This is a genomic window from Halarcobacter sp., assembly GCF_963676935.1.
Lineage (GTDB): Bacteria > Campylobacterota > Campylobacteria > Campylobacterales > Arcobacteraceae > Halarcobacter.
In genome coordinates this window covers 2,996,915-3,011,293 of the sequence record NZ_OY781470.1, presented here as the reverse complement: position 1 = coordinate 3,011,293, position 14,379 = coordinate 2,996,915, and the positions used below count along the sequence as shown (strand labels likewise).

General features: G+C 30.7%; 15 protein-coding genes and 1 other RNA gene. 13 read left to right on the top strand and 3 right to left on the bottom strand.

Annotation, left to right across the window (positions count from 1 at the left end):
• Positions 1 to 140 precede the first annotated feature (140 nt).
• From ACKU4C_RS14715 to ureG, 11 genes are all read left to right on the top strand, one after another.
• Positions 141 to 827 (top strand): GntR family transcriptional regulator, encoded by a 687-nt coding sequence (locus ACKU4C_RS14715; protein ID WP_321313301.1) that lies wholly within the window; start codon positions 141 to 143, stop codon positions 825 to 827.
• A 160-nt stretch (positions 828 to 987) separates the two neighbouring features.
• Positions 988 to 1,908, top strand: a complete 921-nt coding sequence (gene puuE, locus ACKU4C_RS14710) for an allantoinase PuuE (RefSeq protein ID WP_321313299.1) — start codon at positions 988 to 990, stop codon at positions 1,906 to 1,908.
• Complete coding sequence (alc, locus tag ACKU4C_RS14705) at positions 1,905 to 2,903, top strand: allantoicase (RefSeq protein WP_321313297.1); 999 nt, start codon at positions 1,905 to 1,907, stop codon at positions 2,901 to 2,903. Before puuE ends, alc begins: the two co-directional genes overlap by 4 nt.
• 1 nt (position 2,904) lies before the next feature.
• Complete coding sequence (locus tag ACKU4C_RS14700) at positions 2,905 to 3,423, top strand: ureidoglycolate lyase (RefSeq protein ID WP_321313296.1); 519 nt, start codon at positions 2,905 to 2,907, stop codon at positions 3,421 to 3,423.
• A 213-nt stretch (positions 3,424 to 3,636) separates the two neighbouring features.
• Positions 3,637 to 5,061: an NCS1 family nucleobase:cation symporter-1 gene (locus ACKU4C_RS14695; RefSeq protein WP_321313294.1), complete on the top strand. Its 1,425-nt coding sequence runs from the start codon at positions 3,637 to 3,639 to the stop codon at positions 5,059 to 5,061.
• 11 nt (positions 5,062 to 5,072) lie between these two features.
• A complete protein-coding gene (locus ACKU4C_RS14690) occupies positions 5,073 to 7,238 on the top strand; it encodes a malate synthase G (RefSeq protein ID WP_321313292.1) in 2,166 nt (721 codons plus the stop codon).
• An 87-nt stretch (positions 7,239 to 7,325) separates the two neighbouring features.
• Complete coding sequence (locus ACKU4C_RS14685; RefSeq protein WP_321313290.1) at positions 7,326 to 8,009, top strand: urease subunit beta; 684 nt, start codon at positions 7,326 to 7,328, stop codon at positions 8,007 to 8,009.
• Positions 8,006 to 9,709, top strand: coding sequence for an urease subunit alpha (gene ureC / locus ACKU4C_RS14680; protein ID WP_321313287.1), 1,704 nt, complete (start codon positions 8,006 to 8,008; stop codon positions 9,707 to 9,709). The genes ACKU4C_RS14685 and ureC overlap by 4 nt, the downstream gene beginning before the upstream one ends.
• A gap of 105 nt (positions 9,710 to 9,814) precedes the next feature.
• Positions 9,815 to 10,249: an urease accessory protein UreE gene (locus ACKU4C_RS14675; RefSeq protein ID WP_321313285.1), complete on the top strand. Its 435-nt coding sequence runs from the start codon at positions 9,815 to 9,817 to the stop codon at positions 10,247 to 10,249.
• Positions 10,224 to 10,925, top strand: a complete 702-nt coding sequence (locus tag ACKU4C_RS14670) for an urease accessory UreF family protein (RefSeq protein WP_321313283.1) — start codon at positions 10,224 to 10,226, stop codon at positions 10,923 to 10,925. Before ACKU4C_RS14675 ends, ACKU4C_RS14670 begins: the two co-directional genes overlap by 26 nt.
• A gap of 13 nt (positions 10,926 to 10,938) precedes the next feature.
• A complete protein-coding gene (ureG, locus tag ACKU4C_RS14665; RefSeq protein WP_321313281.1) occupies positions 10,939 to 11,526 on the top strand; it encodes an urease accessory protein UreG in 588 nt (195 codons plus the stop codon).
• Here the strand turns inward: ureG and ACKU4C_RS14660 are convergent.
• Positions 11,521 to 11,931 (bottom strand): YqaA family protein, encoded by a 411-nt coding sequence (locus tag ACKU4C_RS14660; protein ID WP_321313279.1) that lies wholly within the window; start codon positions 11,929 to 11,931, stop codon positions 11,521 to 11,523. The genes ureG and ACKU4C_RS14660 overlap by 6 nt on opposite strands.
• Positions 11,932 to 12,047: 116 nt before the next feature.
• On the opposite strand from ACKU4C_RS14660, the gene ffs reads away from it, so the two are divergent.
• Positions 12,048 to 12,144: signal recognition particle sRNA small type (gene ffs / locus ACKU4C_RS14655), an RNA gene on the top strand.
• A 20-nt stretch (positions 12,145 to 12,164) separates the two neighbouring features.
• Here the strand turns inward: ffs and ACKU4C_RS14650 are convergent.
• Both ACKU4C_RS14650 and queF read right to left on the bottom strand, forming a co-directional pair.
• Complete coding sequence (locus ACKU4C_RS14650) at positions 12,165 to 12,791, bottom strand: DNA-binding protein (protein ID WP_321313277.1); 627 nt, start codon at positions 12,789 to 12,791, stop codon at positions 12,165 to 12,167.
• Between the two features lie 9 nt (positions 12,792 to 12,800).
• Positions 12,801 to 13,178 (bottom strand): preQ(1) synthase, encoded by a 378-nt coding sequence (queF, locus tag ACKU4C_RS14645; RefSeq protein WP_321313275.1) that lies wholly within the window; start codon positions 13,176 to 13,178, stop codon positions 12,801 to 12,803.
• 170 nt (positions 13,179 to 13,348) lie between these two features.
• Here queF and ACKU4C_RS14640 point away from each other — a divergent pair, with 170 nt between their 5' ends.
• The gene (locus ACKU4C_RS14640; protein WP_321313273.1) at positions 13,349 to 14,377 is read left to right on the top strand and encodes an NAD(P)-binding domain-containing protein; all 1,029 of its coding nucleotides are present in this window, start codon (positions 13,349 to 13,351) and stop codon (positions 14,375 to 14,377) included.
• Positions 14,378 to 14,379 lie beyond the last annotated feature (2 nt).

Here is a 14,379-nt window from a genome sequence, read left to right as displayed (position 1 = left end):
TTTATATGAGATAGCTTTAACGTAAAATTTTGGTGTGCCGTTTATATTAATTGCATTCTGGTTATTATTTACAGAAACTAGAATGTAAATTATAATATAATAAACTAGCACAAAATGGAAAAAAGTGGGAGAAACTTTTAATGGATAAAAAAGATTTATTTACTTTAGAGGATAATATTGTAAACTTTATATTTGATGCAATTTTTACAAAAAATCTTCAACCAGGTACTAAATTATCAGAAAGTGTTTTAGCAAAAGAGTTAAACACAAGTAGAGATGTTGTAAGAAAAGCCTTTAGTAAACTACAAACTATGGGAATTTTAAGTTATAAAAAAAATCAAGGGTTTAATGTCGTTTGGCTTAGTGAAGAGAAGGCAAAAGATATTTTTACAACAAGAAAAATAATTGAAGCAGGTATTGTTGAAATTGTTACAAAAAGACATTCAAAGGAAAATTTAGACCTATCATCAATTTTAGAAAACATTGATACAGAAGAGTACTTGAAACTATCCAATAGAAATGGGGAATATGTTAAATCATCTTGTGATTTCCATCTAAATTTGGCTGCATTAAGTGAAAATGAATTTTTAATTAATGCCCTTAAACCTTTAATCCCTTTAAGTATCCTTGCTGCTTTAATTTATGAAGATGAAAATACTGAGTTTTCTTCATATGATGAACATAGAGTTTTAATTGAGACAATAAAAAGTAATAATGTTACTAATGCAAAAAATGTTATGTTAGAACATTTAGATCACTGTCTTGATGTTTTAGATTTTGATTTAGATACAATTAATAAAAAAAATAAATTTCTTTTTGCTAACTAGTTATTTGTATAACTTAGTTAGTTTTACCCTTCTTACTCTATTTTTAAAACAAATGTATAAAAAATAAACAAAAATTGTAGACAATGATTGTAGACAATCTGATAAAATACTCTCATATATAAATTTTAAAAGCAGTTTTTGCTTTTTTATGAGAGAGAAAATGATTAACAATAACTATCCAAGAGATTTAATTGGTTACTCAAATAACCCAATAAATCCAAAATGGCCAAATAATGCAAAAGTAGCTTTACAATTTGTTTTAAACTACGAAGAGGGAGCAGAAAACTGCATCTTACATGGGGATGAAGCAAGCGAAATATTTTTATCAGAGATGAACAATCCCCAAGCTTTTTATAATCAAAGACACAAATCTATGGAATCATTGTATGAATATGGTTCTAGAGTTGGGGTTTGGAGAATCTTGGAACTTTTCAAAGATTTTGATATCCCTCTTACAATCTTTGCTGTTGCTATGGCTGTAGCTAGAAACCCTAAACTTGCTGAATACCTTGCCCTTAACAATTATGATATATGCTCCCATGGATATAGATGGATAAACTACCAAACAATTGAAGAATCTATTGAAAGGGATCACCTTTATAAAAGTATTGAAATATTAGAGAAAATGATTGGCACAAGACCACTTGGTTGGTATACAGGACGGGATAGTGAAAATACACGAAAACTAGTAGTTCAAGAGGGTGGTTTTTTATATGATAGTGATGCATATAATGATGATTTACCATATTTTGCACCAGAGATTACAACAAAAGAACACCTAGTAATTCCATATACAATGGATAATAATGACATGAGATTTGTTTTTGGTGGATTTTCTTATAGTGACCAGTTTTACAACTACCTAAAGGATAGTTTTGATGCCTTATACCTTGAAGGAAGTAAAACTCCTAAAATGATGTCTATAGGGATGCATTGCAGAATTTTAGGGAAACCTGGAAGAATCATGGCTATGAGAAGATTTTTAGAGTATGTAAAAGGTTTTGATGATGTTTGGTTTGCAACAAGAGGTGATATTGCAAACCATTGGATAGAGAATTTTAGTAATAAGGGATCAAAATGATAAATGTTGCAAGTCGCGAATTAGGTGCAGAAGTAATATATACAACAGATGAATTTTTTGCAAGTGCAAATAGAATGCTAGCTGAAACAGAAGCTGTATTTAAAGATGAGTTTGATGATAACGGTCATTGGATGGATGGTTGGGAGACTAGAAGAAGAAGAGATGGTGGAAATGACCATTGTATTATAAAGCTAGGAAACCTATCAAAAATCAACGCATTTTTAGTTGATACCTCGCACTTTAGAGGGAACTATCCACTAGCTATTTCTATAAAAGGTTGTTGTGAAAAAAATAAAGATGATAAAACATTTTTAGAAGAGATTGATAGTGTTGAATGGATTGAACTTTTAACTCAAAGTGATTTAAAAGGTCATACAAAACACGATTTTAATTCCCTTTCTCAAACTGAATTAACCCATTTAAGAGTAGATATTTACCCAGATGGTGGAATAGCAAGATTTAAAGCCTTTGGTGAAATCTGTTTTGATGAAAAACTATATGAACAAGAAAATATCAATGTAGCATCTATGAGAAATGCGGCACGGGCAATTTATACAAACAATGAGTTTTTTGGTCCTTTAAAAAATATATTAAAAGATGAAGAAGCTATTAATATGGGTGATGGTTGGGAGACTAGAAGAAGAAGAGAACCAGGATTTGATTGGGGAATTATTGAGTTAGCTAAGCCTGCAATTATAGATAATATCATGATTGATACAAACTTTTTCAAAGGAAACTTTGCAGATAAGTTTTCAATTAGTGCAGCTTATTTAGAAGAAACAACAGATAATTCAGTTGTAACACAAAGTATGTTTTGGGAAGAGTTAATTGCACCTCAAAAATTAGAGATGCACAACAAACACTATTTTGATAAAAGTTTTTTAAAGCATCAAAAACCAATTACACATATTAGAATAAATATTTTCCCAGATGGTGGAGTTTCAAGACTTAAACTGTTTGGAAAATTTGTTAAAAAAGAAGAGATAAAGGCTTAAGATGAGAATGGAACTTAAGCCAAAACCTCTTACAAAAGAGGCTTTTGAAAAGTTTGGAGAAGTTGTAAGTTGGGAAAACAGAGATTCAAAAATCATAAATAATGGTTATGCCCAAAAATTTTATGAGCTTTGTACTATGGATGCAAATGAAAAAGATGGAAGTTCAACTTTACATATCTATATAGGTAAAAATAGAGAGTTTCCTTTACACATCAATATGTTAGAGAAACACCCATACTTTTCCCAAACCTTTATGCCAAGAAGTAAAGAGCCATTTTTATGTGTTGTTGCTTTAGGTGAGGGGAAGCCTGACTTTTCAACAATAGAGGCTTTTGTAACAAACGGAGATCAAGGGGTTCATTACAATAGAGGGGTTTGGCATTTTCCATTAATTTGCCTCAAAGATAAAGAGGAGTTCATCGTAATTGATAGAACAGATAAAAATCAAAAGCAAAGCAAAATTGTTGAGTGTATTGAATATGAAATTAAAGAAAAAGAGATTTTTCTAATAAAAGAGTGATTTATGAGTGATATTAATATTAAACCCCCATAAGTGACTTTTTTATTTCAATTTTTATATATCCATAAAAAAGTCGCTTTCGCCAGCGTGATTATAAATAAAGATATATTAAAAAGAAGAATAATGAGAGAGAAAATACTTTAGTTTGCACTACAAAACAATATTTTATTGCCTTTTTTGTAGTGCCCATGGAAAAAATACATAGGGATGATTATGATACAAGATGTAAATAGTGACTCGTTGTCACCTACAAAAAAGAGTGAAAAAAGTTGGAAATGGTTTGAAGTGTCAAATATATGGGCAAATGATATACAAAGTCTTTTTGGATATACCTTAGTTGCCTCACTATTCATAAATTATGGAGTAACAGGTTGGACTGCCTTTTTTGCACTGATTGTTGCAGGATTGTTGGTTACATTTTTAGTCAATATTTCAGGTAAAGCTGGTGTTGATTATGGGATTCCATATCCAGTATTAGCAAGATCTAGTATGGGTGTAAATGGGGCAAAAGTATCAGCTATAATAAGAGCTGTTGTTGCAGTGTTTTGGTTTGGAGTACAAACATATTTTGCTTCAACCGCCCTACACCTTTTAATTACAGCTTTAACAGGTATTCACCTTGAAACAAAATTTTTTGGAATAGATGCAATTGGTTGGTTATCATTTTTTGTTGTATGGATACTTCAAATGGTTATTTTTTCAAAAGGGATGTCTTGGGTATCAAAGTTCTTAAACTTTGCAGCACCTTTTGTTTATATTATTATGATTGGCTTATTAGTTGTTTTATGGAGTAAATCTGGAGGAGATTTATTTAATGTGGCAAACAATATTTTTTCAAATAAAGGCTCAGATTTAAGTAGTGAAATCAATGGTTTCTTTGCAATTTTGGGAACTATGATTGCTTATTTTGCTGCTGTAATGATTAACTTTAGTGATTTCTCAAGATATGCAAAAGATAATAAATCTATGGTTATAGGAAATCTAGTTGGATTACCATTTAATATGGTATTTTTTTCTGCTTTAGCACTTTTGATTACTGCTGGTTCTGTTGTAGTATTTGGAGAAAAACTAACAAATCCTATGGATATTGTTGAAAAAGCTGATAGTACAATTTTAAGTTTAATTGCTGCAATTACATTTTTTACAGCAACTGTTGGTATTAACCTTGTTGCAAACTTTATTCCTGCTGTTAATGGTATCTCAAATCTTGCACCAAAAAAACTTTCTTTTAAAAAATCTGGAGTTATTACATCACTATTTGCACTTATAATTGGTGCATTTTGGGTTAGTTTTATTAGTCAAGTTGGAATTAGTCCAATAGTGAACACTCTTGGTGCAACACTAGCTCCTTTATATGGAATTTTAGTTGTTGATTACTATTTTATAAAAAAACAAAAATTAAATATAGATGCTTTATATGATGAGAGTGAAAATAGTGAATATTATTATGATAAAGGTTGGAATAAAAATACAATCATTGCATTTTCAATTGGTGCAATCTTCTCAATATGTACGGTATGGGTTGACGCATTAAGTTCACTAAATGGTTATGGTTGGATTATTGGTGCAATTCTAGGTGGGATAATTCATCTAGGACTAGCAAAAAATGTAACAGAAGAACAATTAGCATTTAACTAAAAAGGGAAATTATGGAATATAAAGTATTAGAGGGAAATTTAACAGTAGATAAATCTCTTTATGAATTAATCAATGAAGAGATTTTACCAATAACAACAATCTCTAAAGAGCTTTTTTGGAAAAACTTTGAAAATACTATTGAGGAATTGACACCTGAAAATAAAGCTTTATTAAAAAAAAGAGATGCCTTTCAAACACTAATTGATTCATGGCATATAAATAATAAATATGATGAAAATAGTCTTACTGAATATAAAAACTTTTTAAAGCAGATTGCTTATTTAGTTGAAGAAAAAGAGGATTTCAAAGTTGAAACTTCAAATGTAGATGAAGAGATAAAACTTCAAGCGGGACCACAACTTGTGGTACCTGTAAAAAATGCTAGATTTGCTTTAAATGCTGCAAATGCTAGATGGGGAAGTTTATACGATGCTTTATATGGAACAGATGTAATCCCTACAAATGGTGAATTAGCCATCACAAAAGAGTACAATGAAAAAAGAGGAGAAGCAGTTGTAAACTATGCAAAAGAGCATTTAGACACAGTTGCTCCTTTAAAAGAGGGAAGCCACAAAGATGCAAGATCTTATAAAATTGTAGATAACAAATTAAAAATTATTCTTAAAAATATTACAACTACTTTAAAAGATGATTCAAAATTTGTTGCATACGAAGGGGAGAAAGAAAACCCTAGATCAATAGTTTTTAAAAACAACAACCTTCATGTAATAGTTGAGTTTGATAAAGATAGCTTTATTGGAAAACTTGATATTGCAGGGGTAAAAGATATAGTTGTAGAAGCTGCTGTTTCTACTATTATGGATTGTGAAGACTCTATTGCTGCAGTGGATGCCCAAGATAAAGTTGAAGTTTATAGAAACTGGTTCGGTCTTATGAAAGGCGACTTAGAAGATAGCTTTGAAAAGGGTGGAAAAACAGTTACTAGAAAACTAAATAGTGATAAAAAATATAAAACTTTGGATGACAAAGAGTTAACTTTGCATGGGAGAAGTCTACTTTTCATTAGAAATGTTGGTCATCTTATGACAAATCCAGCTATTTTGGATAAAGATGGAAATGAAGTATTTGAAGGGATTATGGATTGCATGATTACAACTTTAGCTGCGATTCCTGATTTAACTAATAAAAATGAGAAAAAAAATAGTAGAACAAAATCTATTTATATAGTAAAACCAAAAATGCACGGACCAGAGGAGGTTGCCTTTGCCGTTAAACTATTTGATAAAGTTGAAAAAACTCTAAATCTTCCCAAAAACACTATAAAAATTGGTATTATGGATGAGGAGAGAAGAACAACTATAAACCTAAAAGAGTGTATTAGACAAGCTACTAAAAGAGTTGTATTTATCAACACAGGATTCTTAGATAGAACAGGTGATGAGATTCATACTTCAATGTTAGCTGGTGCCATGACACCAAAAACAAAGATGAAAAGTGAAACTTGGATAAAAGCTTATGAGACGTGGAATGTTGATATTGGTTTGGAGTGTGGACTTCAAGGTTTCTCTCAAATTGGAAAAGGGATGTGGGCTATGCCAGATGAGATGGCTAAAATGATGGATGAAAAAATATCTCACCCAAAATCAGGAGCAAATACTGCTTGGGTACCATCTCCTACAGCTGCAACTTTACACTCAATTCACTACCATAAAGTTGATGTATTTAGTATTCAAAATGAACTTAAAGGGAAAAGAAGAGCAAGTGTAGATGAACTTTTAACTATTCCATTACTAAAAGAGACTTTATCAAAAGAGACAATCAAAAATGAGATTGATAACAACTGCCAAAGTATCTTAGGATATGTTGTAAGATGGATTGATGCTGGAATTGGATGTTCAAAAGTTCCAGATATAAATAATGTAGCACTTATGGAAGATAGGGCAACACTTAGAATCTCTTCTCAACATTTAGCAAACTGGATTGAGCATAAAATCACTTCAAAAGAGGAAGTGTTGGAATCTTTAAAACAGATGGCAAAAGTTGTTGATAAACAAAATGAAAATGACTCAAGTTATATAAATATGGCACCTTCATATGATGGATATGCCTTTAAAGCAGCTTGTGCACTTATTTTTGAGGGAAAAGAGCAACCATCAGGTTATACTGAACCTCTTTTACATAAATATAGAAGAGAATATAAAGCTCAAATTATATAATTAGTGCATATAATTTATACAACTGGAAAAATAATAAGCTTTTCATTTTAGATAATATAATAAAGAAAAATAAAGGGGAGGCATCTGATGTTTTTAACCAATCGTGAGCAAGAAAAACTGCTTATTTATACAGCTTCCAAGCTAGCTTGGGAGAGAAAAGAAAGAGGACTTAAACTAAACTATCCTGAGGCTTGTGCAATTATCAGTTCTTTTATACTTGAAGGGGCTAGGGATGGTAAAAGTGTTGCCCAACTTATGGTTGATGCAACTAAAGTTTTAAGTGCAGATGATATTATGCCAGGTGTTGCTTCTATGATGCACATGGTACAAACAGAAGCTACTTTTGATGATGGTACAAAGCTTGTAACAGTACATAACCCTATCCCTGTTACAAAATCCCACATAACTCCAGGGGAATACTTTATCGATGAAGGAGAGATTGAGCTAAATGCCAATTATGATGTAACTACTATTGAAGTGGAAAATGTGGGAGATAGACCAATTCAAGTTGGTTCACACTACCATTTCTTTGAAACTAATGCCTTTTTAGATTTTGACAGAGAAAAAGCTTATGGTCAAAGATTAAATATCCTAAGTGGAACTTCTGTTAGATTTGAACCAGGAAGTAAAAAAGAGATTGAAGTAGTACCTTTTAATGGGAAAAGATATATTGCAGGATTTAATGGTCTTGTAAATGGTTACCTTGATGAAAAAGAGACTAAAGAAAAAGCTATGAAAAACCTTGAAGAGTTTATAGGGAGTAGAGTATGAAGATAAGTAAAACAAAATATGCCTCAATGTATGGACCAACAACTGGTGATAGATTTAGATTAGCTGATACCTCTTTAGTAGCAAAAATTGAAAAAGACTACACTACCTATGGTGAAGAATCAAAATTTGGTGGTGGTAAAACCATTAGGGATGGGATGAGTCAATCACCCCTTGCTGTGGAAACTGCTGATTTGATTATCACAAATGCTGTAATTATTGATTATACAGGTATTTACAAAGCTGATATTGGAATCAAAGATGGAAAAATTTCAGCCATAGGGAAATCTGGAAATCCATACAACACTGATGGTATCACTGAGGGTTTAGAGATAGGTGCAAATACAGAGATTCTATCTGCAGAGGGGAAAATTATAACTGCTGGGGGAATAGATTCACACATTCACTTTATAAGTCCAGGTCAAATAGATGAAGCCTTAGCAAGTGGAGTAACCACTATGATTGGTGGGGGAACTGGTCCAAATACAGGAACAAATGCTACAACTTGTACTCCAGGTGAATTTAATATCCATAAAATGATTGAATCTGTTGATGATTTACCACTAAATTTTGGTTTTATGGGGAAAGGAAATAGTTCAAACTATGAGGCTTTAAAGGTTCAAATAGAAGCTGGAGCCATGGGATTAAAACTTCATGAAGACTGGGGAACAACTCCAAACGCTATTGATACTTGCCTAAAAGTTGCAGATGATTTTGATGTACAAGTTGCAATTCATACTGATACACTTAATGAATCAGGATTTGTAGATAATACAGTTAATGCCTTTGGTGGAAGAACTATTCACACTTTCCACTCTGAAGGTGCTGGAGGTGGTCACGCACCTGATATTATGAAAGTTGCAGGTTTAGAGAATATCTTACCATCAAGTACAAACCCAACTTTACCATATACAAAAAACACTATTGAAGAGCACCTTGATATGCTTATGGTTTGTCACCATTTAAGTGCAAAAATTCCTGAAGATGTAAGTTTTGCAGAAAGTAGAATTAGAGGTAAAACTATTGCCGCTGAAGATGTGTTACACGACATTGGAGCAATATCTATTACAAGTAGTGATTCTCAGGCCATGGGAAGAGTAGGTGAAGTTATCACAAGAACTTGGCAAGTTGCAGACTCTATGAAAAAACAAAGGGGCGCTTTAGCAGGTGATAATGAAAAAGCAGATAATGAAAGAATCAAAAGATTTATAGCAAAATACACTATAAACCCAGCTATTGCTTGTGGTATTGATGAGCATGTGGGAAGTGTTGAAATTGGTAAAATGGCTGATTTAGTCCTTTGGACACCTGCATTTTTTGGTGTTAAACCAGAACTTATTATAAAAGGTGGATTTATAGCATTAGCTATGATGGGGGATTCAAATGCTTCTATTCCAACCCCTGAACCAAATATGTATAGACCTATGTTTGGAAGTTTAGGGAAAGCTGCTGCAAACACTAGTGCTATTTTTGTTTCCCATTTAGCAATTGATAAAGGTTTAGAGGAACAATTAGATACTAAAAAAGTTATGTTACCAGTTAAAAATACTAGAAATATTGGTAAAAAAGATATGAAGTTAAATAACTTTATTGGGGATATTGAAGTTGACCCAGAAACTTATGATGTAAAAGTTAATGGTGAGATTATAGAATCATCTTTCCAAGAAGAGTTACCAATGGCTAAGAAATATTTCTTATTCTAATAGAACAAGAAGTTGTTCTATTAAAAGTTTTTAAAGAGAGTGCGAGCACAAGGCTTCATTAAATTATAGGTCCCTTAAAGATGGGACATTTTTAAGGATAGATGAATGATAAAAAAAGTAATAGAGATTAAAAGAGATATTGAAGTACAAGATAGTGTACTTTTAGACTGGTTTGATATGCAAAAACCAAACCTATGTGCAGTTACAAAAGAGGGTGTTGAGTTTATAGTAAAAGCTAAATACACGCACCTTCATGAAAATGACATTTTAGTTTGTGAAGATGGATATAAAATAAAAGTTTCTAAATCTGAAGATAATATTTATATTCTTACCTTTAGTGACCATATTACATTTGCAAGAATTGCTTATGAGATAGGAAATAGACACCAACCTATTTGTATAGAGGATTACAAAATCACTATTTTAGAAGATATCTCTACAGCTGATATTATAAAAGCTTGTGAGTCTATTGATAAGGTAGAGATTAAAAAAACAAAAGCTATTTTCAAACCAAATGGAAATGCACACCACAGTCACTAAGATGAACACCAAAGCATTAAGTAGATTTATACAGCTACTTGATGGAATCTTTCCATCGGGAGCTTTTGTTCACTCTTTTGGACTTGAACCTCATGTGGTTTTAGGTTTTATAAATGATAAAAATAGTTTAAAAATATTTTTAAAAAATATCATCGAAGATCAATACCAAAAGATGGAATTTACTATTGTAAAAAAGGTATTTACTCTACTTAAAGAAGATAAACTAAAACACCTTTTAAAAGAGGATAAAAAGTTTGCTTCTATGTTAAGTTTTGAGTGGGCAAAAGCTTCAAAGGATTTAGGAGAGAACTATTTAAAACATATAGATTTTGATATAAAAAATAGTATTGTAAAAGAGTATTTTAAAAAAGTTCAAAACAAAGAAACATATGGAAACGAACTATTTATTTTAAGTTCTTATGCCTATGAATTAGGACTTGATGAAGATACATTTTTACTACTTTGGGCTAAAAAGAGTTTAATCAATATAGCAAGTGCAAGTTTAAAAATCTCAAGAATAAAACCCTCAGAGATTCAACAAATTTTATTTAGTTTTGATGGAGTTTTAGAAGAAAAAATAAAGCAAAGTTCTACAAAAGTAAGCAATTTTAATCCTCTGTTTGAAGAGGTTATTTTTAGCCACTTAAACCTAGAACCAAAAATGTTTACAACATAAAAGGAATAATTTAATGTCGATAAAAATAGGAATAGCAGGACCAGTTGGAAGTGGGAAAACATCTATTATAGAAAAATTAACAAATATTCTAAAAAATAAATACACTTTAGGAATTGTTACAAACGATATATACACAACAGAAGATGCAAACTACTTAAAAGAGAAACTTGATATAAATAATGAGCAAATCATAGGTGTAGAAACTGGTGGTTGTCCACACACAGCAATTAGAGATGATATTTCCATGAATCAAAAAGCAGTTGAAGAGTTAGAAGAGAAGTTCAACCCTGATATTATATTTGTAGAGAGTGGTGGAGATAATTTAAGTGCAACCTTCTCATATGAATTAATCGATTATTACCTTTATGTTATAGATGTGGCTCAAGGTGGAGATATCCCTAGAAAAAAAGGGGCAGGACTTCTTTTCTCAGATCTTTTAGTTATAAATAAAACAGATCTTTGCCCTTATGTAAATGTTGATTTAGAGCAAATGAAAGAGGATGTTAAGAACAATAGAAAAAATAAACCAAGCCTTTTTCTAACAAACAAAGATGAAGAAAGCTTCAATAGACTAAAAGAGTGGATAGAGGCTTTATTATAAAGTAACAAGAGTCAAAAATAGATATCTTGAAAACTTTGAAATGGCAACTAAAAGTAAAAATTTTTTAAAATCATACTTTAAAATCCCAGCTATAAAAGTAATAGGGTCTCCAATAATTGGAGCCCAAGCTAAAAGAAGTGTTACCCCACCATATTTTGAAAAAAACTTTATATATTTATCAATTTTTTCCCTTTTAAGTAAGTTCTTTCTTTCTAAAAACTCTTCCCCTTTTAAGCCTAAGAAGTAGTTTACTACTGAACCTAAGGTGTTTCCTAAGGTTGCAAAGAAAAGAAGATAATAGATATTGTAGCCTTGTAAAATATCATAAATTAGTACTGCCTCACTTCCAAAAGGAAAAAATGTAGCAGATAAAAAAGCAGAGAAAAACAGAGTCATATAGACCATAAAATACCTTTTTTAAAAGTAAATATTCTATTTATTTAAACTTTAAGTTTCTTTAAGATAGAATTACAACCTTTTAAAGAATAGCACAAAGAGTATCTAGATACTTTTTGTGCTCTTCTTTAGCCCCTTACAATCGTTTTTAGAGACAAAGCCCCAGGATGGGAACATAGCAAGGCACCTCTATTTATGGTGTGTTTGGGTACCTGGAGAAGAGTGCTTTTATGCACTTCTTTTCAAATCAAATCAGAAAAATCCTCATTTAAAATCAAAAGTTTTTTATCTTTTTTATTATAAATAAATCTTTCATCTTGGTTTTTTATAGCTTTTAGAATAATAAGTTTAATATCTTCAGATGTTTTATTATGTTTTTTCATAAATACTGAAAAATTTTGTAGTGTAATAAATTTTTCTTTTTGTATATTTTGTTTATATGTATTTTGAGCTTGCTGTTGATTAAATTCTAATTGAGGCTTATATATTGAACGCATCTCATTAAAAGCACTTTGTAGTAGCTCTATTTCTCTATTAAAAACTCCAATAATTCTTTTTTGATTTTTTTCAAGTCTAATAATCTCTGAACCATACTGTTTTTTCATCCATTTAATAGATTTTTTCAATATTTCTATTTGTTCATCTTTTGCTTTTACTATCTCTTTTATAGTTTCATTTGGAATAAACTCTTTAAGTTCAATAGTTGGTTCTTCTTTTAGTTTGGGTTCTTGGGATTCATTAATATAAACGTATGTTTTACCAGATTTTTTTAAAGATTTTAATTGTTTTTTTCTTATTCTATAGTGTACTCCTTGGAGAGATAATCCAAGTATTTCAGCAGCTTGTGCAGTAGTTACCAATCTCTCCAAAGAAAATCCTTACATTTTGTCACTATCTATTTCAATTACAGTATGCACATTTCCACGTGGTTTAAAGTCAGCTATAACTTTCATATATCTAGGTTTTAACTTCTCATAAAGTGTATCAAATATCTCATTTGCAACATTTTCATGAGAAACTTCTCTATACATAAATGTATTTATATATATTTTAAGTGCTTTTAACTCAATTACTAGTTTTTCTGGGATATATTCCAATTTGATAGTTGCAAAATCAGGGTATCCACTTCTTGGACATTTTGCCATAAACTCTGGAAGTTCTATATTTATTGTATAGCTTTTTTCATTTGTATTTGGCCAAAAATTTTCTTCATTGTTAATATCAAAATCAACAATCTCTTTTTCACCATATTTCATTATTATAAATCCTCTTTATGTTATTTTTTCATTAAAGATATTATTTTATCCAAAATTCACTTACAGATTTTATTATACTATTTTTATATCAATAATGTATCATAGTAAAATAAAATTGAGTATAAGTATTTATTATAGTATACTCATAAAAACTTTATTAGGAGTTATTTATGAAAACTGTATATGATTTATTAATTGTAGGTGGTGGACCAGGAGGTATAGGAACAGCAGTTGAAGCAGCAGTTCATGGAATCGAAAATATTTTGCTTATTGACAAAGCAGACAATCATTCTAGTACTATAAGAAAATTTTATAAAGATAATAAGCGTGTTGATAAGGATTGGAAGGGGCAAACTATTAATATTGAAGGAAATATTCCTTTTATGGATGGGACAAAAGAAACCACTCTTGATTTTTTTGACAAACTCTTAGATGAAGAAAAAATTGATACTGCTTTTAATACTGAAGTTGAAAATATCATAAAAAACGAAGATAATGACTTATTTATGGTAACCACTGCAACAAAAGGTTTTAAAGCAAAAGCAGTTGTGATAACTATTGGTAAAATGGGAAAACCAAATAAACCTGTATATAAAATCCCACCATCTATAAAAGAGTTTGTAAACTTTAATTTAGATAAATGTAATGAGGGTGAAAAAATACTTGTAGTTGGTGGAGGAAACAGTGCTGCTGAATATGCCTATGAACTAGCAGACGAAGGAAATATAGTAACTTTAGTTTATAGAAAAGATGAGTTTACAAGATTAAACCCAGAAAATGAAGATATTCTTTACCAATATAATGGTCAAGAGAAACTAAGGCTTAGAATGGATACAGACATTTTATCTTTAGAAAATGAACATGGGAAAGTAAAAGTAAATTTTAATGATGGCTACTATACTATTTATGATAGAATTGTTTATGCAATAGGTGGAACAGCTCCTATTGACTTTCTAAAAAAAGTGGGAATAGAAGTGGACGAAAAGGGTAAACCTATTTACAATGAACATTACGAAACAAATATTCAAGGTTTGTATGTAGCTGGAGATATTGCTTTTAATACAGGTGGTTCAATAGCAGCTGCACTTAATCATGGTTATCATATAGTAAACTCTTATTTACAAAAAAGTGGGAAAATCTATTCACATACTCAAAAAGTTGAAGAGTTTTTTGAAAACAACCCGCAATTCAAGGCATAAAT

What these genes read in the sequence shown, in the direction of transcription:
- ACKU4C_RS14715 (WP_321313301.1), top strand. Translation starts at nt 141, where the DNA reads ATGGATAAAAAAGATTTATTTACTTTAGAGGATAATATTGTAAACTTT.
- puuE (WP_321313299.1), top strand. Translation starts at nt 988, where the DNA reads ATGATTAACAATAACTATCCAAGAGATTTAATTGGTTACTCAAATAAC.
- alc (WP_321313297.1), top strand. Translation starts at nt 1,905, where the DNA reads ATGATAAATGTTGCAAGTCGCGAATTAGGTGCAGAAGTAATATATACA.
- ACKU4C_RS14700 (WP_321313296.1), top strand. Translation starts at nt 2,905, where the DNA reads ATGAGAATGGAACTTAAGCCAAAACCTCTTACAAAAGAGGCTTTTGAA.
- ACKU4C_RS14695 (WP_321313294.1), top strand. Translation starts at nt 3,637, where the DNA reads ATGATACAAGATGTAAATAGTGACTCGTTGTCACCTACAAAAAAGAGT.
- ACKU4C_RS14690 (WP_321313292.1), top strand. Translation starts at nt 5,073, where the DNA reads ATGGAATATAAAGTATTAGAGGGAAATTTAACAGTAGATAAATCTCTT.
- ACKU4C_RS14685 (WP_321313290.1), top strand. Translation starts at nt 7,326, where the DNA reads ATGTTTTTAACCAATCGTGAGCAAGAAAAACTGCTTATTTATACAGCT.
- ureC (WP_321313287.1), top strand. Translation starts at nt 8,006, where the DNA reads ATGAAGATAAGTAAAACAAAATATGCCTCAATGTATGGACCAACAACT.
- ACKU4C_RS14675 (WP_321313285.1), top strand. Translation starts at nt 9,815, where the DNA reads ATGATAAAAAAAGTAATAGAGATTAAAAGAGATATTGAAGTACAAGAT.
- ACKU4C_RS14670 (WP_321313283.1), top strand. Translation starts at nt 10,224, where the DNA reads ATGGAAATGCACACCACAGTCACTAAGATGAACACCAAAGCATTAAGT.
- ureG (WP_321313281.1), top strand. Translation starts at nt 10,939, where the DNA reads ATGTCGATAAAAATAGGAATAGCAGGACCAGTTGGAAGTGGGAAAACA.
- ACKU4C_RS14660 (WP_321313279.1), bottom strand. Translation starts at nt 11,931, where the DNA reads ATGGTCTATATGACTCTGTTTTTCTCTGCTTTTTTATCTGCTACATTT.
- queF (WP_321313275.1), bottom strand. Translation starts at nt 13,178, where the DNA reads ATGAAATATGGTGAAAAAGAGATTGTTGATTTTGATATTAACAATGAA.
- ACKU4C_RS14640 (WP_321313273.1), top strand. Translation starts at nt 13,349, where the DNA reads ATGAAAACTGTATATGATTTATTAATTGTAGGTGGTGGACCAGGAGGT.